This window comes from Desulfonatronum sp. SC1, assembly GCF_003046795.1.
GTDB lineage: Bacteria > Desulfobacterota > Desulfovibrionia > Desulfovibrionales > Desulfonatronaceae > Desulfonatronum.
The window spans coordinates 225,863-251,598 of record NZ_PZKN01000001.1 but is presented as its reverse complement, the minus strand read 5'-3'; the positions used below and the strand labels follow the sequence as shown (position 1 = coordinate 251,598).

At 63.3% G+C, this 25,736-nt stretch carries 19 protein-coding genes; 3 read left to right on the top strand and 16 right to left on the bottom strand.

Annotation, left to right across the window (positions count from 1 at the left end; translation table 11 throughout):
• Position 1: 1 nt before the first annotated feature.
• A complete protein-coding gene (locus C6366_RS01145; protein ID WP_107735561.1) occupies positions 2 to 1,003 on the bottom strand; it encodes an aspartate carbamoyltransferase catalytic subunit in 1,002 nt (333 codons plus the stop codon).
• A gap of 303 nt (positions 1,004 to 1,306) precedes the next feature.
• On the opposite strand from C6366_RS01145, the gene C6366_RS01140 reads away from it, so the two are divergent.
• Positions 1,307 to 3,880, top strand: coding sequence for a PEP/pyruvate-binding domain-containing protein (locus C6366_RS01140; protein WP_107735504.1), 2,574 nt, complete (start codon positions 1,307 to 1,309; stop codon positions 3,878 to 3,880).
• Positions 3,881 to 3,901: 21 nt separating this feature from the next.
• On the opposite strand, the gene C6366_RS01135 is transcribed toward C6366_RS01140, so the two are convergent.
• The 9 genes from C6366_RS01135 to C6366_RS01095 form a co-directional block, all read right to left on the bottom strand.
• Positions 3,902 to 4,813 carry a dihydroorotate dehydrogenase gene (locus C6366_RS01135; protein WP_107735503.1) on the bottom strand — a complete coding sequence of 304 codons (912 nt, stop codon included), beginning with the start codon at positions 4,811 to 4,813 and terminating at the stop codon, positions 3,902 to 3,904.
• Positions 4,810 to 5,682 (bottom strand): dihydroorotate dehydrogenase, encoded by an 873-nt coding sequence (locus C6366_RS01130; protein WP_107735502.1) that lies wholly within the window; start codon positions 5,680 to 5,682, stop codon positions 4,810 to 4,812. The genes C6366_RS01135 and C6366_RS01130 overlap by 4 nt, the downstream gene beginning before the upstream one ends.
• A 31-nt stretch (positions 5,683 to 5,713) precedes the next feature.
• Positions 5,714 to 5,974 carry a DUF493 family protein gene (locus C6366_RS01125; protein WP_107735501.1) on the bottom strand — a complete coding sequence of 87 codons (261 nt, stop codon included), beginning with the start codon at positions 5,972 to 5,974 and terminating at the stop codon, positions 5,714 to 5,716.
• Between the two features lie 352 nt (positions 5,975 to 6,326).
• Positions 6,327 to 7,268 carry a proline dehydrogenase family protein gene (locus C6366_RS01120; protein ID WP_107735500.1) on the bottom strand — a complete coding sequence of 314 codons (942 nt, stop codon included), beginning with the start codon at positions 7,266 to 7,268 and terminating at the stop codon, positions 6,327 to 6,329.
• Between the two features lie 74 nt (positions 7,269 to 7,342).
• Positions 7,343 to 8,188: an AraC family transcriptional regulator gene (locus C6366_RS01115; RefSeq protein ID WP_107735499.1), complete on the bottom strand. Its 846-nt coding sequence runs from the start codon at positions 8,186 to 8,188 to the stop codon at positions 7,343 to 7,345.
• Positions 8,189 to 8,193: 5 nt separating this feature from the next.
• Positions 8,194 to 8,421 carry a Fic family protein gene (locus C6366_RS19460; protein ID WP_255412071.1) on the bottom strand — a complete coding sequence of 76 codons (228 nt, stop codon included), beginning with the start codon at positions 8,419 to 8,421 and terminating at the stop codon, positions 8,194 to 8,196.
• Between the two features lie 440 nt (positions 8,422 to 8,861).
• Positions 8,862 to 9,113, bottom strand: coding sequence for a HigA family addiction module antitoxin (locus C6366_RS01105; RefSeq protein WP_233248350.1), 252 nt, complete (start codon positions 9,111 to 9,113; stop codon positions 8,862 to 8,864).
• 553 nt (positions 9,114 to 9,666) lie between these two features.
• Positions 9,667 to 10,677 carry a 2-hydroxyacid dehydrogenase gene (locus tag C6366_RS01100; protein ID WP_107735497.1) on the bottom strand — a complete coding sequence of 337 codons (1,011 nt, stop codon included), beginning with the start codon at positions 10,675 to 10,677 and terminating at the stop codon, positions 9,667 to 9,669.
• Positions 10,678 to 11,038: 361 nt separating this feature from the next.
• Entirely contained in the window at positions 11,039 to 12,169 is a 1,131-nt protein-coding gene (locus C6366_RS01095) for an Sfum_1244 family protein (RefSeq protein ID WP_158269583.1), read from the bottom strand.
• 180 nt (positions 12,170 to 12,349) lie between these two features.
• Between C6366_RS01095 and C6366_RS01090 the strand changes: the two genes are divergently transcribed.
• The gene (locus tag C6366_RS01090; RefSeq protein ID WP_107735495.1) at positions 12,350 to 13,555 is read left to right on the top strand and encodes an efflux RND transporter periplasmic adaptor subunit; all 1,206 of its coding nucleotides are present in this window, start codon (positions 12,350 to 12,352) and stop codon (positions 13,553 to 13,555) included.
• A 2-nt stretch (positions 13,556 to 13,557) separates the two neighbouring features.
• Positions 13,558 to 16,812, top strand: a complete 3,255-nt coding sequence (locus C6366_RS01085) for an efflux RND transporter permease subunit (protein WP_107735494.1) — start codon at positions 13,558 to 13,560, stop codon at positions 16,810 to 16,812.
• Between the two features lie 247 nt (positions 16,813 to 17,059).
• Here the strand turns inward: C6366_RS01085 and C6366_RS01080 are convergent, their stop codons facing one another.
• Genes C6366_RS01080 through budA form a run of 6 tightly spaced genes read right to left on the bottom strand, consistent with a single transcriptional unit; the run spans position 17,060 to position 25,734 of the window.
• Positions 17,060 to 18,112, bottom strand: a complete 1,053-nt coding sequence (locus tag C6366_RS01080; protein WP_158269582.1) for an ABC transporter substrate binding protein — start codon at positions 18,110 to 18,112, stop codon at positions 17,060 to 17,062.
• Between the two features lie 34 nt (positions 18,113 to 18,146).
• Entirely contained in the window at positions 18,147 to 19,418 is a 1,272-nt protein-coding gene (locus C6366_RS01075) for a hypothetical protein (protein ID WP_107735492.1), read from the bottom strand.
• A gap of 4 nt (positions 19,419 to 19,422) precedes the next feature.
• On the bottom strand, positions 19,423 to 21,765 hold the full coding sequence (locus C6366_RS01070; RefSeq protein ID WP_107735491.1) for an MFS transporter: 2,343 nt from the start codon (positions 21,763 to 21,765) through the stop codon (positions 19,423 to 19,425).
• On the bottom strand, positions 21,762 to 22,856 hold the full coding sequence (locus tag C6366_RS01065; protein WP_107735490.1) for a hypothetical protein: 1,095 nt from the start codon (positions 22,854 to 22,856) through the stop codon (positions 21,762 to 21,764). Before C6366_RS01065 ends, C6366_RS01070 begins: the two co-directional genes overlap by 4 nt.
• The gene (locus C6366_RS01060) at positions 22,853 to 24,997 is read right to left on the bottom strand and encodes a SpoIIE family protein phosphatase (RefSeq protein WP_107735489.1); all 2,145 of its coding nucleotides are present in this window, start codon (positions 24,995 to 24,997) and stop codon (positions 22,853 to 22,855) included. The genes C6366_RS01065 and C6366_RS01060 overlap by 4 nt, the downstream gene beginning before the upstream one ends.
• Complete coding sequence (budA, locus tag C6366_RS01055) at positions 24,994 to 25,734, bottom strand: acetolactate decarboxylase (protein ID WP_107735488.1); 741 nt, start codon at positions 25,732 to 25,734, stop codon at positions 24,994 to 24,996. Before budA ends, C6366_RS01060 begins: the two co-directional genes overlap by 4 nt.
• Between the last annotated feature and the right edge of the window lie 2 nt (positions 25,735 to 25,736).

Genomic DNA, 25,736 nt, shown 5'->3' with positions numbered 1-25,736 from the left:
CCTAGTCCTCCTGAAGCGACGGAGATTGAGGTTGAGGGGATTCGACCTGATCGCCCCGCGCGTCGCCCTGGTCCGTAGCGTCTTTGCGGGTCAGAAAGAGAAACAGCAAGGCCATGCGGGTGGCCACGCCGGCGGAGACCTGATCCAGAATCAGGCTGTTTTCCGCGTCCGCCAGGGCCGCGTCGATTTCCACCCCTCGGTTCATGGGCCCGGGATGCATCACCAGCACCCCTGGATTGGCTTTACTCAGATGTCGGGCTCCCAGGCCGTAGGTCCTGGCATACTCCCGCAGGTCGGGCAAAAGCCCGGCCTTTTGGCGTTCCAACTGCAACCGCAGACAGACGACCGCGTCCACGCCCTTGCACGCCTCGGTCAGATCTGAAAATACCTCCACCGGCCACTGCCTCACTCCAGCGGGCAACAGGGTCCGCGGCGCGCAGATCCGAACCTGGGCCCCCAGGGCCGTGAACAGCAGCACGTCGGACCGGGCCACCCGACTGTGAGCGATATCGCCGACGATGAGCACGGTCTTCCCGGCCATGTCGTCCCCCCAGACCTCGCTCAGGGTGAACCCGTCCAGCAGGGCTTGCGTGGGATGGGCATGCCAGCCGTCACCGGCGTTGATCACCGAGCAGGACAGCCGACGAGCCAGAAATTCGCTGGCCCCGCTCTGATGGTGCCGCAGGACCAGGGCGTCCGGATGCATGGCCTGGAGGGTCAGGGCCGAATCCTTGAGGTTCTCGCCCTTGCGCAGGCTGCTGGAAGAGGCGGCCAGGGAATAGGTGTCCGCCGAGAGCCGCTTTCCCGCGATGTCGAAGGAGGTCTTGGTCCGCGTGCTTGGTTCGACGAAAAACAGGATGACGCTCTTGCCCTTGAGCGTCGGCACTTTTTTCACCGGGCGGGTATTGATCTCGGCGAAACGGCGGGCCATCCGGAAAACGTACAGGATTTCAGCCGCGGTCAGTTGCGTAATGCAGAGCAGGTCCTTGTGGGGCCAAAGCATGGATGCACCGTTGGTGGAGATGTGTTTGGCGGGATACGGAAAAAGCCGGCAACCCCGATCGGTCGCCCGCACCGATCCTCTTCCTAGCGGAAAACGGCTTCGGCTTCCAGTACATTTTTCGGAGTTTCGTCTTCCAGTCCGTTCTTTCTGCTTCTCAAGCCCCGCGAACCAGGGCTGTTGTCATTCTCGCGGTTCCGGCGTAGAGAATTCATATTTGGGAGTTCCGCGACCGGACGACTCACGATTCCCTTTCATTTCCCCCTTCACCTCTTTCCTCCTCCAGTTGAGAGACGGGCACATTCCATGTTTTCCTTGCTTGACCAGTTGATCGCCAAAAGCAAAATCACCATGCGCATCGCACCGGAAGAATTGGCTTTCCAACGCAAATACCTGTTTTTCAAGAAACTGCTCAGCCACAACAATAAGGCCTTGCAGTTGATCAACGCCTTGGAAAATCTACTCTACGACTCCCAGCCCTTCACCTTCGACGAGGTTCTCTGCCAGTGCGAGGAGTTGGTGGGCGTGGTCTACGAACTGTCCGAGGACCTGAACGCGCTTTCCGGCGGCAAGTATTCGGAGCTGTTCGGCGCGGCTGAACGGATCGGCATCCAGGTTCTGCGAGGATTGACCAGGCAACGCAAGCTGGAAAAAACCTGTCTCGTGCTCCCTCTGGTTCGACTCAGCCATGAAAATATGGGCCAGGTCGGCGGCAAGGCGGCCAACCTGGGCGAAGTGTCCAACCGCGTCGGCCTGCCCACGCCCAAGGGGTTCGCGGTCTCGGCCTACGCCTGTCACGATTTTTTCCGCTCCGCGGGGCTGTACGAGGCCATCCGCGGCGAACTGAAAGGCGTGGACATCCAGGACACCACGCAACTCACCAAGGCCTGCACCGCCGTGCAGCAACTGATCATGGCCGCCCCGCTGCCCGAAGACCTGGAATGCCGCATCTTCTACGAGGCCAAGGAGCTGTTTCGCGAGTTCGGGCCGCAAACCCGGCTCGCCGTCCGCAGCAGCGCCACGGGCGAGGATTCGGAATCCTCCTTCGCCGGTCAGCACTCCACGGTCCTCAACGTCACCCAGGACACCATCCTCGACGCCTACAAGGAAGTCGTGGCCAGCATGTACAATCCTCGCGCGGTCTTTTACCGCCGCAGCGTGGGCTACCGGGACCAGGACATGGTCATGTGCGTGCTTTGCCTGAACATGGTCGACGCCCGGGTCAGCGGGGTGATGTACACCCAGGACCCCAACGAGCCGGAAAGCCATAACCTGATCATCAGCGCGGCCTGGGGCCTGGGCGTGAGCGTGGTGGACGGCTCCATGCCCACGGATTTGTGGCGGGTGCATTCCGAGAAAAGCGAGCCGGAATACGTCGGAGCGCGCAAGGCTAGGCGAATCGCCATGAACCCCGAAGGCGGGATCCACGACGTCCCTGTGGAAGAGCATCTGCGGGACCAACCCTGCCTGAGCGGCGACGAGGTCCACGCTTTAACCGAATACGGACGAATGCTGGAAAGGCACTATAAACGCCCTTTGGACATTGAATGGGCCATGGACCAGGCTGGCAAGCTCTTCATTCTGCAGGCCCGGCCCTTGAACCTGACGCTGCCGGAGCAGGACCCTCGAGCCTGCGCCGAGGCGGAGGCCACGGCCCTGGAAGGGCATGACGTCCTGTTGTGCGGCGGCACCACGGCCGCTGCCGGCACGGCCGGCGGTCCGGCCTTCGTTCTGAAGACCGAGCACAACCTGACCGCCGTGCCCGAAGGAGCGATTCTGATCGCCCCTCAGACCTCGACCCTGTACGTGCCGCTGATGGGCAAGATCCGGGGAATCATCACCGACGTGGGCAGCGTCACCGGGCACATGGCCTCAGTGGCCCGGGAGTTCGGCGTTCCGACCCTGGTGGGCACGGACAACGCCACCAGCGTCATTCCCCACGGCGAGGAAATCACCTTGGACGCCTCCCGCCGGACCGTCTACGCCGGACGGGTGATGGCCCTGATCCAGGCCAGGCCGCGAACCAATCTGATGAAGGGCAGTCCGTTGTTCCGGCTGGTCAAGGACACGTTGAAAAAAGTCGTCCCCTTGAACCTGATCGATCCCAAGCGCGACGACTTCCGCCCCGACGGCTGCCTGACCTTGCACGACGTGGTCCGCTTCGCCCATGAAAAAGCCATGGTGGAAATGTTTCGCATCGACGACGACATCCAGGAAGACGTTCACCACGCGGTCAAGTTGAAGACGCCCTTGCCCCTGAACACCTACATCCTGGACCTCGGCGGAGGATTCAAGACGCCCCCGGAGGAAGGGGCCGTGGATCGGGAACAGATCGCCTCCCGTCCGTTCCTGGCTCTGCTCCGGGGCATGGAGCATCCCGGCGTGCATTGGGTGGGACCGGCGGGAGTCCGGTTGTCCGGTTTCGCGGCGCTCATCGCCGAAAAGATCCTCAACGACCCGGACCACGGAAGTCCCAGGGGAGGACCGAACTACGCCATTATTTCCGACGACTACCTGCACTACAACGCCCGGCTGGGCTACCATTTCGTGACCATCGACACCTACTGCGGCCAACAGGTCAACGACAATTACATCATCTTCTCGTTCAAGGGCGGGGCCGCGGACGTGTCGCGACGAACCAAGCGCGCGATGATGATCGCGGCCATTCTCAAGCGCCTGGGACTGCGGGTCGAACACACGGGGGACATGGTGCGCGGGGAAATCAAGAAATACGATTATCCCCGGATGGAGGAAAAACTGGATTTTCTCGGCCGACTCCTGGGCTCGGTCCGTCTCCTGGACATGGTCCTCTCCGACGAGGCCCAGATTCCCTGGTACGTGGAGCAGTTCTTCAAGGGCAACTACTCATTCGAGCAATGATTACCGAACCCTCGGACCACCTCACCCCCGCAAAGCGCCCCGAAACTCCTCCCACGAACTCACGCCCAGCTCGTCCAGCAGTTGCGGCAGGTCGGCCGTGATGCGGAACGCCGTGTCCGGACGCAGAAAATTGGCCGTGCCGACCTGTACGGCCCACGCTCCCACCAGGATGTACTCCAGCACGTCCTCGGCCGAGGCGATGCCCCCCAGCCCGATGATCGGCAGGTCCACGGCCCGGCTGACCTGAAGCACGCAGCGCAGCCCCACGGGCTTGATCGCCGGTCCGGACAGGCCGCCGATGACGTTGGCCAGCCGGGGCTTGCGGGTGCGCACGTCCACGGCCATGCCGGACAGGGTGTTGATCAGGGCCAGAATGTCCGCCCCCCCGTCCGCCGCGGCCTTGGCAACGGCAGTGATGTCCGTGACGTTGGGAGAGAGCTTGACGATCACCGGCTTGGTCCCGGCCCGGTCCTTGACAGCCCGGGTCACCCGGGCCGCCTGGGCCGGGTCCTGGCCAAAGAGCACTCCCCCGGCCTGGACGTTGGGGCAGGAAATGTTCACCTCCAGGGCCGCGACGCCCTCCTGCCCGGCCAGGTATTCCGCCAGCCGGGCAAAGTCCTCGACGTCGCAGGCGTACAGGTTGGCGATGACCGGCACCTCGGCCCAGGGCAGCAACGGGAGCTTTTCCTCGACGAAACGGCGCGCCCCGATATTCTGCAAGCCGATGGCGTTGAGCATGCCGCAGGGCGTTTCAGCAATCCGAGGCATGGGATTGCCCGCCCGGGGTTCCCAGGAAAGGCCCTTGACCACGATCCCGCCGAGTTCGGTCAGGTCGCCGTAGGGCGCGAACTCCACGCCGTACCCAAAGGTTCCGGACGCGGTCAGCACCGGATTCTTCAACCACAGCCCGGCCAATTCCACCGCGAGATTCATGCCGCCCCTCCAAGATTCACGTCCTGGGCCCAGAACACCGGCCCCTGGGTGCAGACCTTCACCGGCAAGCCCTGATTCGTCGTCTCGGTCACGCACCCCAGGCACGCCCCCACCCCGCAGGCCATGCGGTTCTCCAGGGAAAGCTGCGTCCTGGCCCGGTGTTTCAGGGCCAGGGACTGGACGGCTTGCAGAAACGGATGCGGCCCGCAGGCCAGAATCAGCCCCTGCCTGGCGGCGTATTCCGCGATTCGGCGCTCCAGATCGCCCACGAAGCAGGCCAATTCCTCGGCGCAGGTCTGGCGGGAGGCTTCCACGACCACGGCTTCCGGCAGCAGATCCAGAGGGTATTCGGCGATTTCCGGGCGATGGCCGAAAAAAAGCCGCGCCTTGTCGGGCCGGGGATGACGCCGGGCGTAACCGATGAACGGCGCCAGCCCAATGCCTCCGGCCAACAGCAGCGTGGACGTCTCCGGCTCCACGACGAACCCCCGGCCCAGCGGCCCCCAGACAACGACCCGGTCCCCGCGGCGCAAGGCGCTCATGGCCCTGGTCCCCCGGCCGACCACCTGGAAAAAAATGCGCAATACGCCCCGCTCCAGCATACAGATGGAAAAGGGCCTGGCCCACAAGGGTTCGAAGGCCCAGGAAACCGGCCGTAGCATCACGAACTGTCCGGGCGTCCATCCATCCTCGCCGGGGAAACCCTCCGACAATTCGAGATCCAGCAACCAGTGCGAATGATCCGGACCAGCGCCCGAAGGCGATGCAAGGCCGGATTCCGAACCGGTCCGGCGCAGTTCCGAAACCGTGAGCTCGCGGCAAACCGGGGAAGAGGCGGCGGGAGCCGCCAAGAGTGTGTCTTCAGGCATAATCAAAAATTCAATGTGTGGTCGTTTGGAGTTACAGCGCGATGATGCCCTCAATCCCCGCCACGGCCTCATACACCGCCACGACCCCGTCGCTGGAGGACATGAGCATGTTCGCCGTGACGCTCAGATACTTTCCCTGGCTCGATTCCCGCACCGAGACTTCCGGGCAGGACCTGAAAACAGCCAGCAGTTCCTCCGCCCGGGCCTTGGGCACGATGAATTTGAAGGTGTACACCGAGGGCCACTGGCACTGCTCGTCCAGCAGTTTCCGGAATTGATCGAAATCCTTCATTGTCGCTCGCGGGTTGAGGGGCTGAGGGGTGCGGTGCAGTCTGTCAAGCCTCACGGGCACGCCACGAGAGTCATTAAGCGTCATGCGGCGCGTCAGTGGCCCGTCATAGTTTTTCCGGCCAAGAGAAGCAATCGCCCCCCTGGCCCACCTGTCCATGATCCTGGAAACGCCCAAGGAAAAAGACCTCAAAGACGACATCCGCAACCTGAACGTGCTGCGCGGCCTGCTCCACGAAAGCCCTCCCCAGAGGAAGCCTTGAACAATCAATTTAACCGCCTGCAATTATACAACTCATCGAAAATACCTTCCCATAATCTCATCGACGGCAAAAGCTCCCTACCCCGGGGCCTCATCAGTGGAAAAGGGAGCGCAGGACGAACCACAGATTGCGGGGGTTTTCTCCGACGCGACGGATGGAGTAGGGCCACCAGTCGCGACCGAAGGGCACATACAGTCGCAGGGAGTACCCCTGTTCCACCAGTTGCCACTGGTAGTCGGGTCTGACGCCGTAGAGCATCTCAACCTCCCACTTGTCCCTGGGCCATTTGTTGCGGGCGGCTACCTCCGAGGCGAACGCGATCATGGCGTGGTCGTGCGTTCCAAGGACCGGGTACGCGCCCGCTTCCCTGGCGCGCCGACTGAACAGCGATTCAATGCAGCGACGGTACGACCGGTCTCGCTCTTTCCTGGAGGTGAACGCCCTGTCGGCCGGTTCGGCAAAGGCGCCTTTGACCAGCCGGACCATGGCCCCGCACCGGACGAGATCATCGAGGTCGTCCTCGGTCCGGTGCAGGTAGGACTGGACAGTTACCGCGGCGGGGAGCGACTGGTCCCGGAGGGCGGAGTGGAGTTCAAGGGTGCGGTCCGTGACCGAGGAATCCTCCATGTCCAGCATGACCGCCCGAAGCCGCCCGCCTGTCTGCGCGGCAACCGTCCGGGCAAGGCCGGTCACCCTCTCCCGGCAGAGGTCCCAGGAGATCATCGAGCCTGCCTGGGTGGGGTCCACGGAAACGTGGACGTCCAGACCCGCTTCGGCCAGACCCGGAACCACGCCCTCCAGTTCCGCGACGTTCCGGTCCACCAGCGTTGGTTCTTCCACGTACTCTCCCAGGTAGAACAGGGACGCGCTGATCCCGGATTCCCGCAGGTTCCCGCCGCGGGCAATCGCGGCCTTCCCGTCCTCTCCCCCCACGAACCGCTGGGAAAAGGCCCCCATCACCGTTGACCCCTGCATTGCCCTCGTCACCCGCTTGCTACGGGCCAATCCGATCATCGCCTGCTGCCACAGTTGCATTCCGTCCTCCTTTGTTGATCAGAGACTACCCTGTGCGGGGTTCGCCTGTCTGGTACGGAATTGCGGTGATCGGATCAGCGGCCGACGGACTGATACTGTCGCGGCGTGGCCCCGGTAAACTGCTTGAAGACGCGGGTGAAGTGACTCTGGTCCACGAACCCGGTCTCGGCCGCCACGCGGCTGATGGACATTCCGTTCGCCAACAGCGCCTTGCTCCGGTCTACCCGGAGCTGGTTCTGGTGGGCATGGGGCGGAAGGCCCACTTCCTCCTGATAGGTGCGCAGCAGATGGAAACGGCTGAGGCCGGTGAGCGCGGAAAGATCGTCCAGTGTGACGTTTTCCTCCAAACGGGCGGCAAGATGGGCATGGATGGCATGCACGACCCCGGCCGCCTTCCCCGGCGCCCTGGTCTGCCCGGGCACGGCATGGCCGGCAACCAGGCTGGACAGACACTGGACGAGCCGCGACTGCTTCTCCAGCTTGTCCGCGCCGCGGGTGATGGTCAGGTGCAGGTCGCGCCAAGCCGCGAACAGTTCCGGGTCGTCCACGACCGGAGTCCTGAAGACCGGCAACGGGGTTCCGGTCCCGAGGACCTCCTCCGCCGCCTCCGTCAGCCAGCTTCCGTCCACGTAGAACATCCGGTAGGCCATTTCGGAATCGAAATCAGGATTGCAGGCATGCACAGCTCCCGGAGGGATGAGCGCCATCTGCCCGGCGGAGGCGGAATGCACGTCCCCTTCCAGGAAGAACGTGGTGCGGCCCGTTTCAATGAGTCCGACGGAGTAGGCGTCATGCGTGTGTTTGCGAAACGCCTCTTCATTGTAGCTGGAGAAGCGCACCTCGACACCCGGCAGATCCGGGTCCCGCCAGAACCTGACCTGAAGGGCGGATGCAGGATTACGAGAGTTGGCGCGGGGCATGTTTTTCAGGATTCCATCAGCAGGTTGACGACCAGACGAACCAGCAGATCCTTGTTCACGAGCAGGCTTTCGGCCACCAGCAGGGCCAGGGCGGTCAGGCCCGCGTCGCCGATTCGCGCGGCCATGTCTTCCTGGTGCAGGTAGAGCAGGAAGAGGAAGGAGCCGATGCCCTTGTTGCCGTCGGAGAAGGGGTGGTCCTTGATCACGAAGTACAGCAGATGGGCGGCCTTGATTTCCCGGCTCAGATACAGGGGCTGGGTACAGGGGCTCGCCGAACATGGTCTGTTCGATGGCCCCCAGAATCGCAGCCAGACCGTGGCCTTGTTCCCGGCCGAACAGATCCGAGGTCTCGCCTCCGGCCATGAGGTCGGCCTTCAGCCCCTCAATGGCGGACTTGGCATGGTCGATGTCCAGAATCCCCCGGCTCGGTCGGGAGGCGTCAGGCAACGGCAGGCTGTCTTCGTCATATTGCAGCAGCAGCCTCCAGGTACTGGCATACCCCCTGACAAGCTCCAAGAAAACTGGGTTCAGGTCTTGTATTTTAGCATATTCCCTTCAAGATACTGCTCACTTTGTTGAACACTGAGCTTCTCGGACTGTTGAAACATGAAACTCACAGCCTGAACAGCACAGCCCCGGAATTATCAACCAGCAAAAATGTTTAACTTAACGGCTACGGGGCACAGCAAGGCGGCGTACCCATTAACCGCTGGTTATGCCGCATGAGATTCCGCACCTTGAGATCCTTGGCCAAACGAAGCGCCATTTCCGGGCTGATGCCGGAACGACCGTTCAGGATCGCGGAAAGCGTTTTCCGGCTCACGCCAAGGGCATGTGCGGCATCCGTAACCGAAATACCGAGCGATTCTATGCACAGCTCGCGCAGAACCTCGCCGGGATGGGGTGGGTTGTGCATTCTCATCATCGCCCTTCCTCTAGTGATAATCTGCTGAAATGTTGCATTGGATCGCCATTTTAGCCCAAAATGGGTACTGCAAGATTCCGGCTTCTCAGGTCTTTTCAACATCCATCGACCGCGTCCCCTTGCAATCCGGAAAGTCGACGCACCCCCAGAATTCACTTCCCGCCCAGCGAGTACGGGGTCAGGTCTTGTTTTTTGACTTATCTCGTTCTTTTTTGATGATCCTGCTGACGGTGGCATAATGAAGCCCGAGATGCGCGGCAATAGACTGCTGGGAATAGCCGTGCCCAATGTGTCTGTTGCAATGGTCTTGTTCCTGTGCGGCTTTGACGGTCCTTCTGGAAAAAGTTTCTCGAGTGGAGGTCGCAGTGCAAAGCGTTGAACCCGAGGGGTTTCAATGAATCCGGATGTCCTCTGGAAAAATGGAAAAAACATTTCCAGAAAAAGTTCCTCCCCCAAGATACATTGCCCGGTGAGCTTCTTCCAGGGAGACTCCTCGCTGATCCCCGCCGGAACGAGAAAGAAAATTGAAATACGAGACCTGACCCCTTTCCCGTCACCCGACCTTCGCCATGTTCAGGGTGACTTCGTGGTAATCTTTGCGTCCCTCGGCAAAGGCGGTGACGTTGGTCAGGGTGGTTTCGGCGATGTTGCGCAGGGCCTCCCTGGTGAAAAAGCCCTGGTGGCCGGTGATCAGGACGTTGGGAAAGGTCAGCAATCTGGCGAAGACGTCGTCCTGGATGACCTCGTCGGACAGGTCCTCAAAGAAGAGGTCCGCCTCCTCTTCGTACACGTCAAGACCCAGGCTGCCGATCCTGCCGGACTTCAACGCGACGATGACCGCCCTGGTATCGACAATGGCCCCGCGGCTGGTGTTGATGAGCATCACCCCCTGGCGCATCCTGGCCAGGGATTCACGGTTGATCAAATGCCGGGTTTGCGGCGTCAGGGGGCAGTGCAGGCTGATGATGTGAGAACGTTCATGCAGCTCGTCGAGCTGGACGTACTGCACCCCCAAGGCCTTGCATTCATCATTGGGACGAGGATCATAACCGAGCAGCTCGCAGCCGAAACCGGACATCAGACGGCTGAAAACCGTCCCAATCTTCCCAGTCCCGACCACGCCCACGGTCTTCCCGAAAACGTCGAAGCCCAGCAGCCCGTCCAGGGCGAAGTTGCGCTCGCGCACCCGGTTGTAGGCCCGGTGGATGTGCCGGTTCAGGGCCAGAATCAGGGCCAGGGTGTGTTCGGCCACGGCATGGGGCGAATAGGCCGGCACCCGGACTACAGTGATCTTGAGGTCTGATGCCGCCTTCAGGTCCACATGGTTGAATCCCGCGGAACGCAGCACGAGAAGCTTCACCCCGGCCTCGGCCATGGCCTGCAGCACGACCTTATCCACACTGTCGTTGACAAACACGCAGACCGCATCGACCCCCTGAACCAGGGAACAGGTTTCCGAGGTCAAGCGGGTTTCAAAATACAGCAGTTCATGGCTGGCCTGTTCGTTAGCCGCGTCCAGAAACTCCCGGTCATAGCCTTTTGTGCTGAATACCGCGACACGCATGATGCACCTCCTGTAGCTGTCTACTGATAAAGCCCGAATCTGCGGGCTGTTAAAAAAAACCTGACGGCAAGGCGGTAAAAATGTCCAAGGCCGATGAGTTAAGACACGCTCGGTCACCGAGCGGCCAAGAGATCTTTCATCCAGGCCGATGTCGTGCCCAATTTCCTGGAACTACTTCGTTTTCATCCGGAAACGGCCCTTTTTTTTTGGCTGCGTCAGTCTTCACAATTATTTCGTCAACGCATTGATATACGCTTCCTCATAATTGATTGACTTCCTTGCCAAAAGAAAAATTGCTCGTTTCCGAATTGAAAACCGGCAGTTTCAGCATCCGGAACAAAAAACAGTTTCCGGATGGAAACTACTTCGATGGAAGCTCCCCTTCCGCCTCCACTTCCATCCCGTCGACAATCCCCAACGGCCGGATCACCTCCTCGATGATCCGTTCCACGGTCCGGGCGTGATCAAACGGGTCGGCGGCGGCGTGGATGTCCACGAGTCTGGCGGCCAGGTTCCGGCCCGCGACATGGGCCTTGCCCCGGGCTTGGTCCACTTCGCTCCAGTTTCCGGAACGGACGAAGTCCGGAAACACGGAGAAGATGCCCGGGAAGAGCATCTTGGACAGGGGGCGCATCATGGCCAGGTACAGCCCCAGGGACGGCTTGCGGTCCTCCTGGATCATCCGGGCCAGCAGGCCTTGGGGATGGGTGTCGGCCAGGAGGTCCTTGACCGCTCGGATGAACACTTCGGCCAGGGTCTGGCAGGTGTTGGCCACCATCTGGTGCCAGACGTCGCCGGGAAAGGCGTCCTCCAGGGCTTCGCCGATCTCGTGATACACCCAGACCCGTAACTCTTCGGCCACCATCCGCTGGTAGACCGCCCCGTGCGCACCGGGTTGACGCAGCAGGTCTTGCGAATTCAGCCCATACCCGGCCAGGGCGTAGCCCAGGGCCGGGCGCACCGAAGGGCGTTGCTCCTGGATCACGTCCCAGAGCAGAAAGGCCATGGCCTGGCGGCGGGCGATGACGCGCTCTCCCTGGCGCATCACCGGGGTCGCGAAAATATCCCGGCACAGCTCCCGGTCCACCGTGAACACCCGCAGCCCTTCGACCAGTTGCGATTCCACCGGCTCCGCCAGCAGAAAACTGGGCTTCATCCCCAGCACGTAGCCCGCGCCGTAGAGCAGGTTCCGGGACGCCAGCCGCTGGTTGATCCGCTCCACCTCGAACGGGTCCAGCTCCTGGCCCTCCAGGAGCAGCGTTTCGCAGCCTCTCCCTTCCAGTTCTTGCCACAGCTCTTCCCGCTGCTCGACCCAGTCCAGAATCAGGCCGTGCTCCGGTTCCTCCCAGGGAGCCAGCCCGGCTTCCCACTTGTACAGCTCCCGCATCCGCAGCAACAGCCCGCACAAGGAAAACGCACCGCTGAAATTGGCGTCGGAAACGGCGCAGTTACGCTGAATCTGCTCCCGCAGGGCCTGCATCGACGTCAACACCGGAGCCTCCTTGTTTTCAAGCGATATTCGTATCGACATGCCTCCGTCTTAAACCTTCCGCCGAAGCCTTTCAATGAATCCGACTCATCCGAACCAATTTGACAAGGTGCGGGCCATAAGTCGATAACCCAAACTTCCGGAGAGCATGCCGCTTCCGGCAAACAACTCCATTTCCTCCCCATGCCCCACATCTTCCCGCGCCCGCTGCTTTTCCTTCCCGTCATCCTGCTGATCCTCCTGCTGGGAGGTGCATGGATGCTGCTCAAGGACGCTCCGCCCGTACCATCCCCGCCCGACGTCCAGAGAGGGGCCTTGCCGCTGGGAGCGGAAACCACGGTTGCCTTGCGGACAACCGTTCCGGCCTGGGTCGAGGCCGTGGGCGAGGTTCGGCCCAGGGGCGAGACAGCCGTCAGCGCCCAGGTTCAGGCCGAGGTCCGCCATGTCTTGGTCCGTTCGGGACAGCGGGTCCGCCGCGGGGAGCCGTTGCTGGTACTGGACGACCGGGAACTTCAGGCCCGCCTGGCCCAGGGCCGCCACGACCTGGACGCCCTGGGCTCCGCGCTGAAGCGGGCGCATCAGGGCCTTGAAAAGGCCCAGGCCGGATTCGACCTGGCCCAGGCCGACTTTGCCCGGATCGAGGCCTTGCACGCCCAGGGCGCGTCCGCGGTCCAGGAACTGGACCACGCCCGTGCCGCGTTTCTGGCCGCCAGAGCCGAGAGCGGCCAGGCCGAGCAAAGCATCCAGGAACTGAAAGCCCAGCAATTGCGGCTGGAGCAGCGGATTCAAGAGCTCACGGTGGCTCTGGGCCATACCACCATCACGGCTTCCGAGGATGGAATCATCGCCCGCCGCTCCGTGGAACCCGGAGACGTGGTCCAGCCGGGACGAACCCTGCTTTTGCTGCACAGTCCGGATTTGCGCCTGGAGGTCCAGGCGCCGGAGCGGTTTCACCACCTGCTGACGCCGGGGGCGGAATTCACGGCCCGGGTAGACGCCCTGAACCGGGAGTTCCCGGTGGTCGTGGACGAAGTCGAGCCCGGGGCGTCCACGGACTCGCGCACCTTTCTGGTCAAGCTGGTCCCGCTCTCCCCGCCCGCCCTGCGCGCCACGGACCCGGACGACCTCTGGCCCGCCGACCTCTCGGCCACGAATCTTCGGCCGGGCATGTTCGTCCGGCTGCGCATTCCCATGCATGTTGAACCGGTGGTGCTCGTCGATGCCCGGACCGTGCTGCGCGTCGGACAACTGGAGCTGGTCGCGGTAATCCGCGACGACTCCACCTACGTCCTGCGCCACACGCGCCTGGGCCGCGCCCATGACGAGATGGTCGAGGTCCTTTCCGGCCTGGAAGGCGGCGAACTCCTCTGGCTGCACCCCGCTCCCTGATCATGACCGCATCCGCTTCTCCCCCTCGCCCCACCCGACCTCCCGGGCTCGTCGCGGCAATGGTGGCCCCGTTTCTCTCCTCGCATCTGGCCGGGGTGTTTCTGGTCCTGGCCCTGGCCCTGGGCGTCGCTGCCCTGCTGGTCATGCCCCGGGAGGAAGAGCCGCAGATCGTCGTGCCCATGGCCGACGTGATCGTCCAGGCTCCGGGAGCCGGACCGGAAGAGGTGGAAAAGCTGGTGGCCACGCCGCTGGAGAAGCTGCTTTGGCAGATCGACGGGGTGGAGTACGTCTATTCCGTGTCCCGGCGGGACCAGGCCGTGGTCACGGTCCGGTTCTTCGTGGGCGAGGACCGGGAACGTTCCCTGGTCAAGCTGCACAACAAGATCACCATGCACGAGGACCAGGTTCCGCCGCTGGTCGCGGACTGGCTGATCCGGCCCGTGGAAATCGACGACGTGCCCGTGCTCACCGTGACCCTGTACTCCCCGACCCGGTCCGACTTCGAGCTGCGCCGGATCGGAGAGGAATTTCTGGCCCGACTGTCCGAGATCCCGGAGGTGTCCCGAGCCGAGATCGTCGGCGGACGCCACCGGGAAGTCCGAGTGGAGCCGGACCCGCTGCGCATGGCCGGACACGGGGTGACCTTCGCCGACCTGGAACGGACGTTGACCGCGGCCGACGCGGCCCTGAGCGCCGGGTCTCTGCTCCGGGGCAACCAGGAGCTGAACGTGCTGGGGGACGGCCGGTTCACCACGGCAGCGGACGTGGCCGGGGTGGTGGTGGGCGTGCATCAGGGTCGGCCGGTCTCCCTCCGAGACGTGGCCCAGGTTCTGGACGGCCCCTGCGAACCGGCGAGCTACACCCGGATCCGCTTTGGCGAAGCGCAAGCGCGGAACCTGCACGGGGGCGGCCATTCCCTGGAAATGCCCGCGGTGACCCTGGCCCTGGCCAAGCAGCGCGGGGCCAACGCCGTGGCCGTGACCCGCGACCTTCTGGCCGCGGCAACGGAACTGCGGCCCCTGGTGCTGCCCACGGACGTGCATATGGAAATCACCCGGGACTATGGCCAAACCGCCCAGAACAAGGTGACCGATCTGCTCTGGTCCCTGGTCTTCGCCGTGTCCACGGTGGTGATCGTGCTGGCCCTGACCCTGGGCTGGCGGGCCGCCCTGGTGGTGGCCGTGGCCATTCCGGTCAGCTTTTCGCTGGCCCTGTTCAGCAGCCATCTGCTGGGCTACACCATCAACCGGGTGACCCTCTTCGCCCTGATCCTCTCCCTGGGTCTGGTGGTGGACGACCCCATCACCAACGTGGACAACATCCGCCGGCACATGCGCCTGAACCACCCCGGCCCGGCCTGGGCCACCCTCAGCGCGGTGGCCGAAGTCTTCGTGCCGGTGATCATGTCCACCCTGGCCATCATCGCCTGCTTCCTGCCCCTGTTCTTCATCACCGGGATGATGGGCCCGTACATGGCCCCCATGGCCGCCACCGTGCCCCTGACCGTGATCTTCTCCACGGTCTGCGCCCTGACCATCGTCCCCTGGCTCTGCCACATGCTGCTGCGCCGCAAAACAAGGCCCGGCGTCGCTCTTCCCCGGGCTTCCACCACCGGCGGCACTCCCACCGGGGTTCCGGACTGGATCCTGCGCGCCTACCGCGTGGCCATCGGCCCGTTTCTGGACTCCCGGATGCTGCGCGCGGCCCTGGTCGGCGTGGTCCTGGCCCTGCTGCTCCTGGCCGTCTCTCTGGCCGCGCTGCGCCTGGTGCCCCTGAAAATGCTGCCCTTTGACAACCGCGACGAGTTCCAGGTGGTGGTGGACATGGACGAGGGCACGCCCCTGGAAACCACGGACGCGGTGCTCCGGGACATGGCCGCCTACCTGGCCGGACTGCCCGAAGCCGCCAGCGTGCTCAGCTTCGTCGGCATCGCCTCGCCCATGGACTTCAACGGCATGGTCCGCCGCTACTATGCCCGGGAAGGCGGCCACCTGGGCGACATCCGGATCAACCTGACGCCCAAGAACGAGCGCCGCCGCCAGAGCCACGAGATCGTCCTCTCCGCGCGCAACGACCTGGAGCGCATCGCCCGGGACTGGTCGGCCACCATTCAAATCGTGGAAATCCCGCCCGGACCGCCGGTCATGGCCACCCTGGTGGCGGAGATCTACGGCGGCCCGGAGCAGCCGTACGAACTGCTCTTCCAGGGCGCGGAGCACGTCCGGGCCAAGATGGAGGCCAAGGAATTCGTGGTGGACGTGGACGACAGTCGCGCCGCCCCCCGGCCCAGGCTGACATACGTTCCGGACCGGGAAAAAGCCGGACTGCACGGCCTGGGCGCCCGGGACCTAGTCCACGCCCTGCACATGGCCGCGGCCGGAACGACTCCGGCCACGGTCCAAAGCCCCCACGAGCGCCAGACCCTGCCCGTGCGGGTGATCCTGCCCCGGGAGCTGCGCGGTTCCGTAGCGGACCTGGAAGCCCTGCACGTGCGCGGAGCAAACGGGAGCATGCTGCCCCTGGGCGAGTTGGGCCGATTTGTCTGGGAAATGGAAGAACAGCCCATCCTGCACAAGAACCTGCGCCGGGTGGTCTACGTCACCGCGGAGACCGCGGGCCTGCCCCCGGCCGAGGCCGTGCTGGACCTGCGGGCCAAGCTGCGGAGCGATCCGCCGCCTCCGGGCGTCGACGTGGTCTGGACCGGAGAGGGGGAATGGAAGATCACCGTGGATGTGTTCCGGGATCTGGGGTTGGCCTTTGGCGCGGCCATGATCGGGATCTATCTGCTCTTGGTGGTCCAGACCGCGTCCCTGGCCCTGCCCCTGCTGATCATGACGGCCATTCCGCTGACCCTGATGGGCATCATGCCCGGCTTCTGGCTGCTGAACCTGCTCACCGGCCGGGAGGTGGACGGCTTCGCGGACCCGGTCTTCTTCACGGCCACGGCCATGATCGGGATGATCGCCCTGGGCGGCATCGTGATCCGCAACTCCCTGGTGCTCATCGATTTCATCCGCGCCGCCGTTGACCGGGGCCAGGACTTCAAGGACGCCGTGCTCCAAAGCGGAGCCATCCGCCTCCAGCCCATCGTACTCACCGCCCTGACCACGGCCCTGGGCGTCTGGCCCATCACCCTGGACCCGGTCTTCTCCGGCCTAGCCTGGGCCCTGATCTTCGGCCTGATCGCCTCCACCCTCTTCACCCTGGTGCTGATCCCCGTGGCCTATTTCGTCCTGTTCCGACCGCGAAGCCTCTGACGGTGAGTTTGAAAAGGCCGAAGGACGCCGGTCCTGCCGTCGTTCTTTGCCCCCAATGAAAAAACGACCCCCTGGGGACGGACCTTGATGGATCGCCGGGAAGCCCGGCTGGCCAGATTGGAATAACGCGCTCCCCGCATGCTCCAGGAAGCGAACTATCTGCTCATGGTCAACGATTTCGCCCGCCAGGGCGCCTTGTGATGATAATGCGCTGAGCAGTCGCGATCAAATAGCCACCCGAGCCGAATCACTTCACCAGCCTGTTCTCGGGCAGGACGATGTCCTGGTACAGTTCGTCGGTGGCGGCCAGGAGGTCGAAGGGCGGGTTGAAGCCGATTTCGTGGGCCACGGCGAGGTTGAAGGAGATTTTCGGGGTTCCGGCGTCCACCATGTTCAGGGACCGGGGGGAAACGCCTTCCAGTATCCGGATGATCATCCGGGCCAGGAACTCCCCGCGTTGGCTGAAGTCCACGGTGGAAAAGCCCATCAACGCCCCGGCCTGGACGTCGCGGGAGCCATTGCGGGCAAAGGTGGCGATGCCTTCCCGGCGCAGGTAGCCGAGGACCTGGTCCGCGTCGCTCTGCTCCCAGTCAAAGGCGTTCAGCGAAGGGATGAAGAAGGCGTCCATGCCCTGCTGGATCAAATGCCGCAACGCGGCCAGGCAATCCTCCACGGATTCTGAGGCCAGACTGTCGTATTCCAGGATTTCGAATCCCCGGCGCTCCGCCACCCGGCGGGCATCGTCCACGTTGGTGTACTGCCGTCCGCTTTCCGTATCCTGGTAGATCAATCCCAGCTTCTCGAACTCCACCACCTGGTGAAACATGTCGAACATCCGGGGATAGCGGTCCGGCTCCAGGCGGGTGGTGAAATTGTCGATTCCGGAGTCCTCCAGGCTGACCACGAAGCCGGCCGCGAGGGGATCGCCGACGGAAATGCTCAGAATCGGGGTATTCTGGTTGTTCACCGCCGTCAGTGCCCGGGTGGCGGCCGTGCCCGCGGCGATGATCAGGTCCAGGTCGTCACGGGCCATGAGTTCACGGGCCGCGGGTTCCCATTGCTCTTGCTCCTCCCAGCCCGGGCTGAGCCATGCGTCTTCGGGAAACGAGACCTTGTCCCGCCATCCTTGACCGTCGAGGTACGCATTGACGGCCGCCATGTCCTCGTTGAACAGCCAGAACGGGCCGGCTTCCAGATAGCCCACGCTGAAGCGTTGTTCGCCCATGGCGGGCGAGGAAAGACAGACCAGCATGACGACCGCGGCCGCAATGCGCACGAAGGATTGTGTAGCGTTGACCATCTCCATCTCCACTGTTTGAAAGTTCGCCGTCGGGTCAGGACAAACTGACGATTGTCCGTTCCGACCCATGTACCTTGTAGAACGGCCGATGCATGTTCAGGATGGCGATCAGGCCCGAGGGACCGTAGAAGCCGCTGAATTTGGCGGTTGCCTCCACCTCGCGGGCTTCTCCGTCTCTCTCGAGGTAGGTTACGGTTTCCTTCCGAGAGTAGCCTTTTTGCAGAATCCAATATTGGTTCCGGGCGAATCCGTCCAGAATTTCGGCCTGAAGTTGGTCGATCATGCCTCGGGTCAGGGCCGCGGCCGAATAGACTGCCTTGCTGCCCCAGTTCCGGGAGATGTCGCTTCCGGCGTACTTCAGAAAATATTGCCGTTCGCCTCTGGGCAGACGAAAAAATTCCTCCAGGGTCACCCGGCTTCCGTCTTCCAGTTGGAACCGGTCCGGAGTAACCAGGGTGGTGTAGGGGAAGATGTCCCGCACCGCGTCCGGATACTGGGCTCGGGTCTTTTCCCAAAACGGCAGGACCAAGGGGACCTTTTCATCAAAGACAACGCTGGGCGGCAGATCGTACTCCAGTTCCTTGACCATCCAGGAAGCAAAGCGTCCGCGGTAAAAGTTTTCGTTGAGCAGGGACGGGAAGTCGTGGGCGCGGATAAAGTTGCAGTCCCCCGGGGTCACGCCCTTGTCGTAGCCGTAGTATTTCACCCCGTGGGCCCGGGTGCGTTGCAGAAAAAAGCGCATTCCGGCCTGGACCGAAGCGTTGTCCAGCAGGTGGTGGATCACCGGTTCGACGCCCAAGAGCGCGTGAAGGTGCGCGCGAAGGTCTTGGGCAAAGCCTTGAGCCGGGGATAGGGACGACGGCGGAGTGCCGCCGAACCGGTCCGGAAACCGGCGATACAGCCCGTCCAATTGCTCGCAGACGCACCACAGGGACCCCGGACATTGAATTTCCGAGATTTTCCCGGGAACCACCTCGTCGGTGCGAAAAAACGTCGGACGGATGCGCCGCCCTGCCTGTTCGGCCTGTTCGTGGACGGCCCTGTGCCGGGCCCAGCCGTGCTGGTCCGGTTGTTCGTTGACGATCAGCCTGGCGATGAGCGGGTCGGCCTCGCCCTTCAGGGAAGCCGTGAACAATCGTTCGGTGATGTCCTGAAAGGAGGTGAGCAGGCCGTGGCGCGTCCGGTAGCCTTCCAGGGTTTCGGCGGAGACGGGACGCCGCCGTGCCGCCGGAAGGGTGGAGAACCCGACGTCCACCCGGAGCAGGTCGTTGATCTGGCGGTCGAGAAAGGCGAAAACGTCGGTCATGGAATCAGGTCCTTGTCGGGCGGTCATCCGTTTGGGCGGAGACGACGGATGCAGAGTGTTTCGGCCGCGATGCGATCGCGAACAGGTAGATGACGGAACAGGCCAGGGACAGTGCGCCCAGGACCAGCACGGAGTCGGTGTAGCCGAGCTTGGCCACCAGAAAGGCCATGACCAGCGGCCCGGCCACGTTGCCGGTGCGCTCCCAGAACCGGAACACGCCCATGGCCGCGCCGGGGCCCATTTCACGAACCACGGCGGTGTCCGCCACCAGCGATGCCTGGGCGGAGATAGAAAGGCTCTGGGCCACGCCCAGCAGGACGACCATGGCCAGCACGGCGAAGAGCCCGTCGGCCACGAGGAACAAAAGCAGGGCCGCCCCGGTGATCAGGCCGCCCGCGGCCACGAAATGGGGGCGCAACCGTTCCTGGGGAAATATCCAGGTAAATAGCGGACCGATGAAAATCAAACAAACGCTGTAGCACATGACGACGCGGCCGATGGTGGACTGCATGGCGTCCAGGCTGTTCAGGTACAACGGGGTGAAGAAAAACAAAAACCCCACAAGGATCAATTTGGCCGGAATGGCCTGGAGCAACACAAGATTGCGGAAGTCCCGGTCCCGGAAGACCGTGACCAGGTACTCTTTCTTGAAGGGCAGGCGCAGTTGCAGGGAAACACGGGGCTCCACGGGCCGGAAGGAGCCGCGAAAGACCGCCAGGGCGAACAGCAGGGCTAGGCCGCTGAACAGGGCGCTGACGGAAAACACCGCGGCGTAGCCGATCCGTTCGGCCAGCATGGCCCCGATCACCGTGCCGCAGATGTCCCCGCTGAACATGGCCGCCAGAAAGCCGGCCATGCCCATGGCCCGGGAGCGCTGGTCCGTGGTGTCCACCACGAAGCGTTGACAGCACATGAAGACCATCCCGAACCCCACGGCCGCCAGGGAGCGAAACAGCACCAGCATCAGAATGTCCTGGGCCATGGCCGTCAGGGCGTGGCCCGCCGCGTTCAGGACCAGGCCCGCCAAGAGCGGACGCCGCCAGCCCACGGAGTCGGTCAGCCCCCCGGACAGGGGCAGGCTGACGGCCATGACCAGCATGAACACCGACAAGGGCAAACTGATGACCATCTCCCGGGACAGCCCGAAAAGGGGCTGGTACATGCTGTCCACGTACATCGGGAAAAAGGACAGGCTGAAACCGTCGGCCATCAAAAACAGGAAGATCAGCGGTCGGATCAGGGCCGGGGGAATGGCGGAGACGCTTTCCGAGGACTTGGTCAGGATCGTCGGATCCACCGGACCGAACATCCCGCCCAGCTTGCCGCGCAGGGCTTCCAAGCGCTGATGCAGGGCGTTCAGGGCGGAACCCAAAGTCGCGTCCGGGCCCGCCCAAGGTTCGGCGCCGAGAGCAGTACCAGATGCAATACCGGGCGCGACGCCGTGCCGGGTCGCCTGCCCCGCGTTGCCCGGCGTCTTCATCAAGCCCCGCCTCATGTCGTCAATACGGCGTTCCTGGCTCTGAACAGCCTGGTCCACTTTGCCGCGGATTCCGGCCAGTTTCCGAACCTGAAGCAGGGCCGAGCGCGACCCAGCGGAACAGGCGGCGAGAATAGCGTTGAAGTGATCGGCCAGGACGGCGATGCGGCCCAGGTCCGCGTAGCGGCGGGTCTCCACCGGCTCGAGGCCGCCGAAGCCCACGGCAATGTCCCGGCGCAGGAGCATCAGCGGGTGGCTGATGTAATAGACGACAAAAAAAGTCAGAAATTCAAAGGTCAACAGCAGGGACGTGAGCATCACGGTCAGCATGTCCCAGAGAATCAGTCGGGACTTGGCCCGGATCTCCGCGCCGGCGACATGTATCCGCAAGTACCCCTGTACCTCGCCGCGCTGGAGCAGAGGCAGGGAAATGTCCGTGTCTTCCGGGGACAGCCCCATCCGGGCCAGACCGGCAAGATGCTCCTCGCGCTGGAGCCGGGAGGATTGCGGGCCCGTTGGGTTCCCGGGGGGCTGGGAAACCTGTGCGGCCTGGTCCGGGTCGGCGAAAAACAGCACGTCCAGATCCGGGCCGACCACTTCGATGAAGGCCGCCTCCGGAACGTCTTCCAGGGTCCGGGCCAGGGTTTGCTCCAGCCGGGCGATCCGGGGCAAGGGGATGCCCAGGGCCAGGATCTGCTCGATGTCCTGCTTCAGGAACAGGGCCGCGCTGTGGGCCTTGTCCCGCAAGGCCTGAACATACCGCGTCTTGAACGACTGCAAGTTGTAAAAGGAGTAGACGGCCTGGCCCAGGATGATCACCAGCACCGCGACCAGGAACACGTTCACCCGCAGACTGAGGTTCGGCTTCATGGCCCACTTCCCCGGCCGGATTCGGCGAAAAACGTCTCCAAAAGCAGGAGCAACCGGCGCTGCTCCCTGATGAGCATCCGCAGCTCATCCCCGAACCGCGGCCCCAGGTCCGGATCCGCGCCGATTGTCGCCAGGTGCGCTTCCAGCACCCATCCGCTCTCCTCCAGTTCGCCCCAAAGCGGCCTCAGCTCGCCCAATTCCCGGCGCACGACCCCGACCCGCTCCCCGGCGTCCCGGACATGCCAGGCCACGCCTTGCAAATACGCGCCGATCCGGACGATGTCGTTGCGGATCTTGCGAAAGTCCGGCAATTGGCCGCCCGGAAGAAGGTTCGGCCCGTATCGGTCGCCGACGCCGACAGTGGTCCGCGAATCTCCGGACATGGCTGAGCCCAGGCGGCCTCCGCTCTCCAACGACGTCGCCCCCGGAGCGAGGAAAGGTCCCAGGCTCGCGGAGATCCGTTCCAGGTCCTTTTGAATGGGCCGGATCACGAACAGGGCCAACAAGACCACGAGGACCACGGACGTCCCCAGCAGGGCCCAGCCCAGCCTGACCAGGGCCCCCACGGCCATGTCCCTGACCCTGTCGTGCACGTTTTGCCGGGAAAAAGAGATCAGCACGGCCCCGGCGATCCGCTCGCCGTGGATCACGGGAACCGCGGAGACGTAGTCGGGATGATGCAGGACCGTGAACGTCCCGGCCTTGGGCGGATGGTCCCGGCCGTGGAGGACGAACAGCTCGCGAAAAGCCGGGTCGCCGGACGTGAAGTAGAGCACCTCCCCCCGGTCGTCGGCCACCGCGACCCCGCTCAGGGCGGGCTTGGACGCCAGGAAGTCGGCCAGCAGATCGTTCATGCCCTCGAAAGCGCCCAGGGGCTTGCCCAGGCGGATGCCCCGCTCAATGCGCTGGACCAGGTTCGCTCCCGCGTTTTCCATGGTCGCGACCAGCGACGTGGTGTAGGTTCGCTCGAAGGAAGAGATGCTCAGGATGGAATTCAGGACCAGGGTGCAGAGCAGAATGGCGATGGTCACGACGAAAATCTTGGCCCAGAAGTACGCGGCTCGCCTGCTCCCTTCGGGATCAGTGCTCACGGCCGCGCGCTCCGCTCTTCGTCGCCCTGATAGGTCAGCATGAGCATGGTGATGTCGTCGGACTGGGGGGCCCCGGCCACGAATTCCATGACCCGGGTTCGAACCACCCGGACCAGGGCTTCGGCGGACGTTCCGGCCGGCGCATGGAAATCGTCGGAGGATGGACGGGGAGTTTCCCGGGAGGTTTCCGGAGAGGTTTTTTGGGCGATTTCCCGGGAAACTTCCCGAGAAACATCGTGAAGCAACCGCTCGTCGGAAAACAGTTCCAGGCGCTCGTTCATGGCCTCGGTCACCCCGTCGGTATAAATGAACAGGCCGTCCCCGGGAGCCAGGTCAAGGTGCAGTTCAGCGTAGTCCAGGCCCTCCATGGCTCCGGCCACCGGTCCGCTGATGCCCTGGACATAGGAACAGCTTCCGTCCCGTTTCACCAGAATCGGCAGGTTGTGTCCGGCGTTGGCGTACCGGACCCGTCCGGTGCGGATGTTCATGATCCCCAGGATCAGGGTCACGAACATGCTCTTGGGATTGTCCCGGCTCAGGGCGTCGTTGACCAGGGTCATGATCCGGTCCGGAGTGCTTTCCAGGGCCGCGTTGCTCTGGATCAGTGTTCTGGTGATGGCCATGTACAGGGCAGCGGGCGTTCCCTTGTCAGACACGTCGCCCACGGTGAAACACAGATGGTCGTCGTCCAGCAGGAAAAAATCGTACAGATCGCCGCCAATCTCCCTGGCCGGCTCCAGCAGGGCGAACAGATCGAACTGACGGATCTCCGGAAACGGGGGGAACACCTTGGGCAGGATGCTCATCTGAATCTCCCGGGCCACGTTCAGCTCGCTCTGATAGCGTTCCTTGGCCGCGGTGGTCTCCACCAGGTTGCGGACGTTCCGTTTCAGCTCCCGTTGCATGAACAGAAAGGAGGAAGCCAAGACCCCGACTTCGTCGGAGTTCTTGCGGGTCAGTTCCTCGATCCGCCGCGAGTCGTAGGCGTCCGAAGTCAAATCCTGGGTTGCCAGCTCCTTGGTTTCCGCGGCCAGAACCCCCAGGGGCCGGGCGATGCGCCGGGCGAAGAACACGGCCGCCAGCACGCCGAGCAAAAAAATGATCGCAATGCCCATGGTTTGGCGTTGCACCAGAACCTGGGCCGGAGCCCGGATCTCCGTCTCGGGAATCAGGGCGCTCACGTACCAGTTCAGGGGGCGGAAAAACCGGGTGAAGGTCACCATGCGCTTTCCGTTCAGGGTGATGATCCGGGACTCCCTTTCCCGAGCGCTTTGGATCAGGTCCGGAAAGTGCGGGGCAAGCAGGTCCGGATGCCCCAGAGCGCCGGGAGCGACGACCAGATTTTCCTCGCGGGAGAAGATAAACAACGATCCGGATTCAGCGATGCGCACCTGAGAGAACTGATCTTCCAGGCGGTGCGTCAGTTGCTCCAGCCGAACCGCCTCCCTGGCCTCGATGTGGGAGATGTCCACGTACGCTCCCAGGGTCCATTGCCAAGGCTCAAAAACGGTCAGGTAGCCCAGCTTCTGGGTCTCCACGCCGACGCCGCCGTCTTCAACCCGGCCAGAAGAGGAAAACACCGCGAACTCCGCGGAAGACGCTCCCGGGGAGTTGACCATCTCGTTCAGGGCCTGTCCCTTGATGTCGCGCAAGTCCTTGAGATACTGCCCTTCCAAGCCTTGTTCGGAATCAAAAAACACTCTGTCGGCGGCGGAAGCGATGAACAGCCCCACGGCGTCCATATCCAGCCGTTCCAGCCATTCCAGGAAGTGTACCTGGGTCAACCGCGCTGCCTCCGGCGACGCATCCGGTTGAGAAAAGAGGTCCAGCGCGGCGAGCCTGTTTTCTGAATCACGCCGCAACAGGCCCTTGGCCAGCTCCACACTGGCGATCCGATCCGCGATCATCCCGCGGTAGACCCCCTGGATGTTCAACAGTACGCCGTCGAGGATGTTCTCCACGTTCTTGGCCTCGATGCGCAAAACCTCGCGTCCCACGTCCCGGTCGGTGAAAAAAACCACCACCCCGGCCGTTGAAAACAGAATCAGGGCCATGAAGACGATCAGCTTGGAGCGCAGCGAGGTGAACAGCAGGCCCGCCGAGCGCCGTGGACCGTGTGGAGGAGAAAGGTCTTCGTTCATCGGCCCTGCTCGGTTTCCGCCTGGTGCAAGGCCTGGCTGGGGTCCCGGCTCAGGTCCGCGGTCAGGTAGTCCAGGGTCACGGGCAAATCCATGCGCAGGCTGCGCAGGATCTGAATCCCAACGCGGGCGCGCACGGCCCGGCATTGGAGGAGATGGCCGCCGCGCAGGCGGTCCTCGGAGATGAAGTGCAGATGCACTCCGGGCACGCTCAGGGAAGACATGAACCTCGGCGTGAAGAATCCGGCCAGGGTTCCGGAGAGATTGTTCATCTCAAAGGTGGGTTGATCCCTGGTCGCCTCGGTCAGGGGCCGATACTGGTCCTGCCTGGGCACGGACCGGGTGCGCACGAACTCGAAATCCCCGTCCACCCGCAGGGCGTACATCATGTTCGGAGAAGGAAGTTCGTTTTCCAGCAGGGCCATCAGGGCCTTCAGGTCCGCGAAGCCGGAGTCGATCTCCTCGAAGGTCAACTCCCGGAAAAAACAGACGCAGGCAAAGGGCGTCAGGACGTCGTCCCCGGGCCTGTGCACCCGGCCGTCCCCGGTAATCTGGAACGCCGAGCCGCCCAGAAGGACGAGTTCCCCGTCCAGATCGTTGAACGTCCCCAGCCCGAAATCTCCATGTTCCCTGAGCTGGCCCAGGGTGGTGTTCTGGCGGTAGATCCCTTCCACCAGGGCGTTCACCGGAGCGGAAAGGTACAGGGTGTCGCGGTCCGGCGGCTTTGGTTTGAATTCCATGC

Bases quoted from the DNA above. Each gene is read 5' to 3' on its own strand.
- budA (WP_107735488.1), bottom strand. From the start codon at position 25,734: ATGGAATTCAAACCAAAGCCGCCGGACCGCGACACCCTGTACCTTTCC.
- C6366_RS01115 (WP_107735499.1), bottom strand. From the start codon at position 8,188: ATGCCCCGCGCCAACTCTCGTAATCCTGCATCCGCCCTTCAGGTCAGG.
- C6366_RS01100 (WP_107735497.1), bottom strand. From the start codon at position 10,677: ATGCGTGTCGCGGTATTCAGCACAAAAGGCTATGACCGGGAGTTTCTG.
- C6366_RS01140 (WP_107735504.1), top strand. From the start codon at position 1,307: ATGTTTTCCTTGCTTGACCAGTTGATCGCCAAAAGCAAAATCACCATG.
- C6366_RS01120 (WP_107735500.1), bottom strand. From the start codon at position 7,268: ATGCAACTGTGGCAGCAGGCGATGATCGGATTGGCCCGTAGCAAGCGG.
- C6366_RS01085 (WP_107735494.1), top strand. From the start codon at position 13,558: ATGACCGCATCCGCTTCTCCCCCTCGCCCCACCCGACCTCCCGGGCTC.
- C6366_RS01125 (WP_107735501.1), bottom strand. From the start codon at position 5,974: ATGAAGGATTTCGATCAATTCCGGAAACTGCTGGACGAGCAGTGCCAG.
- C6366_RS01135 (WP_107735503.1), bottom strand. From the start codon at position 4,813: ATGAATCTCGCGGTGGAATTGGCCGGGCTGTGGTTGAAGAATCCGGTG.
- C6366_RS01075 (WP_107735492.1), bottom strand. From the start codon at position 19,418: ATGACCGACGTTTTCGCCTTTCTCGACCGCCAGATCAACGACCTGCTC.
- C6366_RS01145 (WP_107735561.1), bottom strand. From the start codon at position 1,003: ATGCTTTGGCCCCACAAGGACCTGCTCTGCATTACGCAACTGACCGCG.
- C6366_RS01105 (WP_233248350.1), bottom strand. From the start codon at position 9,113: ATGATGAGAATGCACAACCCACCCCATCCCGGCGAGGTTCTGCGCGAG.
- C6366_RS01070 (WP_107735491.1), bottom strand. From the start codon at position 21,765: ATGAAGCCGAACCTCAGTCTGCGGGTGAACGTGTTCCTGGTCGCGGTG.
- C6366_RS01060 (WP_107735489.1), bottom strand. From the start codon at position 24,997: ATGAACGAAGACCTTTCTCCTCCACACGGTCCACGGCGCTCGGCGGGC.
- C6366_RS01080 (WP_158269582.1), bottom strand. From the start codon at position 18,112: ATGGTCAACGCTACACAATCCTTCGTGCGCATTGCGGCCGCGGTCGTC.
- C6366_RS01130 (WP_107735502.1), bottom strand. From the start codon at position 5,682: ATGCCTGAAGACACACTCTTGGCGGCTCCCGCCGCCTCTTCCCCGGTT.
- C6366_RS01090 (WP_107735495.1), top strand. From the start codon at position 12,350: ATGCCCCACATCTTCCCGCGCCCGCTGCTTTTCCTTCCCGTCATCCTG.